This window comes from Thauera phenylacetica B4P, assembly GCF_000310225.1.
Taxonomy (GTDB): Bacteria; Pseudomonadota; Gammaproteobacteria; order Burkholderiales; family Rhodocyclaceae; genus Thauera; species Thauera phenylacetica.
In genome coordinates, this window is sequence record NZ_AMXF01000347.1 from 1 (window position 1) to 3,042 (window position 3,042).

The 3,042-nt window shown below is 73.2% G+C and carries 1 protein-coding gene; it reads left to right on the plus strand.

Annotated elements, in window-relative coordinates:
* Positions 1-3,042 (plus strand): ATP-binding protein (locus tag C667_RS21680; protein ID WP_004384619.1); only part of this gene is annotated, 3,042 nt, incomplete at both ends.

Below are 3,042 nucleotides of genomic sequence, written 5' to 3' on the forward strand. Positions count from 1 at the left end.
GCGCCTGCCCGCGGCGCCAGGGCGCCTGCGCATCGCCGCCGAGCTGCTGCGCACCCGCCTGCTCATCCGCCGCACCGCGGCGGACGCGCTGCTGCACATGCCGGCCGCGACCGAACCCCGTGTGCTCGCCGCCCAGGCGCTGCTCGGCGGCATGTTCGGCATCGTCAAGTTCTCCAGCTCGGCCCTGCGTCCGCTGGTGATGGCGCGCCAGGTCGAGCTCGCCCTGCACCACGGCCACACCGACGCCAGCGCGCAGGCGCTCGCCGGCTTCGGTGGCGTGCTGTGCGGCGTGCTCGGCGCGATCGACGAGGGCTACCGCGCCGGCACCCTCGCGCTCGCGCTGGAGGCGGCGCGGCCCTCGCGCCAGGGTCGCCAGCGCACGCTGTCGCTGTTCAACTGCTACGTCCGCCACTACCGCGAGCCGCTGCAGCGCGCCCTCGACGGCCTGCACGAGGCGCACGCCGAGGCGCTCGCCTGCGGCGACCTCGAATACGCCGCGTACAGCCTGGCCGCCGCGATCCAGTACGCGGTGCCGCTCGCCGACGATCTCGAGGCGCTCGCGCGACGCATGCGGGGGCAGCTGCTGCAGCTCGAACAGACCGGGCAGCAGCAGTCCCTGCAATACAGCTACATGGCGCTGCAGGCGGTCACGCGGCTGTGCGAGCCCTCGGTCGCGCCCACCGCGCTCGACGGCGAGCATTACCACGAGGCCGAGATGCTCGCCGAGCACCGGCGCGGGAACCATCTCACCGCGGTCTGCCTGCACCACTTCTACAAGGCCCTGCTCGCGCTGGTGCATGCGAACTACGCGGCGGCGCTCGCCGAATGCACCCTGGGCGAAGCCCACCTGCCCTATGTCGGCGGGACCTACACCGCGACCTGGTTCCGCAGCCTGCACGCGCTCGCGCTGCTGCGCACCCTGCCGCCACCCGGCAAGGCCCGCCGGCGTGCGCTGCGGGCATTGCGCCAGCTGGTGCGCCACGTCCGCATGCAGGCGGAGCATGCGCCCGCGAACCACGGCCACCGCGTCGCGCTGATCGACGCCGAGCAGCGCCGCGTGCACGCAATCCCGGGGGCGGCCGCGGCCTACGACCGCGCGATCGCGCTCGCGGAGCAGGGCGGCTTCTGGCTCGACGCCGCGCTCGCCTGCGAATTCGCCGCCCGCTTCCACCTCGACGCCGGCGAACGCGCGATCGCGCGCACCTGCTTCGACGACGCCTGCCGGCGCTACCAGCGCCTCGGCGCGCACTCCCGCGTCGTGCATCTGCAGGAGCAGCTGGAGGAATACGGCCTGTGGCCGCGTCCGTCGCCCAACGCGGCCGCGGGCGAGGCCCAGGGCGGCCTCGACGAGACCAACCAGTCCTTCGACATCGGCTCGGTCATCGAGGCCTCGCAGGCGATCTCGGACGAGATCGTGCTGGAGCGCCTGCTCGAGCGCCTGCTGCAGCTCGCGCTGACGAGCGCGGGGGCGCAGCGCGGCGCACTCGCGTTGAGCCGCGACCGGCGCCTCCATGTCGAGGCGATCGCCGGGCTGGAGGAGGCGTCGACGCGCATGTGCAGTGTCGCCCTGGAGGCGGCGGCGAGCCTGCTTCCGGTGAGCGTGCTCAATTACGTCGCCCGCACCGGCGAGGCGCTGGTGCTCGGCGACGCCCCGCGCCAGCAGATGTTCGCGCACGACCCCTACATCCGGGACCACGCGCCGCGCTCGCTGCTGTGCCTGCCCATCCTGTACCACGGCGAGCTCACCGCCCTGCTCTACCTCGAGCACCGCCTCGGCCGCGACATCTTCGACCAGCAGCGCCTGAAGACCCTGCGCATCCTCGCCGCGCAGGCGGCGATCTCGATCGAGAACGCCAAGCTCTACCTCGGCCTGCAGCAGTCCGAGCAGGCCTACCGCTCGCTGTACGAGAACGCGATCGAGGGCATCTTCCAGGTCGATCCCGAGGGGCGCTTCCTGTCCGCCAATCCGGCGCTGGTCCGCCTCCTCGGTCACGACAGCGCGGCAGACTTCCTCACCGGGATCACCGACGTCAGCACGCAGTGCTTCGTCCATGCCGAGGACCAGCGCCGCTTCCTCGGGCGCCTCAACATGGAGGAGAAGGTGGTCGGCTTCGAGACGCGCTGGCGGCGGCGCGACGGCAGCGAGATCGAGGTCTCCATCTCGGCCCGCCGCGTGCTCGACGACGGCGGGCGGCTGCGCTGCTACGAGGGCTCGCTCACCGACATCGGCGAGCGCAAGGCCAAGGAGCGCGCCGAACTCGCGCGCGAACGCGCCGAGGCGGCCAGCCGCGCCAAGAGCGACTTCCTCGCCGCGATGAGCCACGAGATCCGCACGCCGATGAATGGCATCCTCGGCATGGCGCAGCTGCTCGCGCGCTCCCGGCTGGACCCGGGCCAGGCCGAATGGGTGGGCGCGATCCGCGCCTCCGGCAGCACGCTGCTCGGGATCCTGGACGACGTGCTCGACTTCAGCAAGATCGAGGCCGGACAGCTCGAGCTCCAGTCCGCCCCCTTCTGTCCTGCCGAAGCCTTGGCCGCGCTGCGCCCGATGCTGGGGACGATGAGCGCGCAGAAAGGGCTCGAGCTGCGCCTCGAGATCGACCCCGGGCTGCCCGAGGGCGTGCTCGGTGACCGCCGCGCACTGCACCAGATCGTGCTCAACCTCGCCGGCAACGCGGTGAAGTTCACCGCGCGCGGCTTCGTCGCGGTGCGCGCGCGGGTCGTGGCGATGAGCGCCCAGCGCTGCCGCCTGCGCCTGGAGGTCGAGGACAGCGGCATCGGCATCGCCGAGGAGGCGCAGGGCCGCATCTTCACCGAGTTCACCCAGGCCGACGGCTCGATCACGCGGCGCTTCGGCGGCACCGGCCTGGGGCTGGCGATCTGCCGCCGCCTGGTCGAGCTGCAGGGCGGCCGCATCGGCGTGCGCAGCCGCCCGGGCGAGGGGAGCACCTTCTGGTGCGAACTGGAGTACCCGCGCGCGGCCCCGGCGCCGCAGGCCTCGCCGCGGCCGCACGGCGCCCGCCGCCAGGCGAGCCTGCGCGT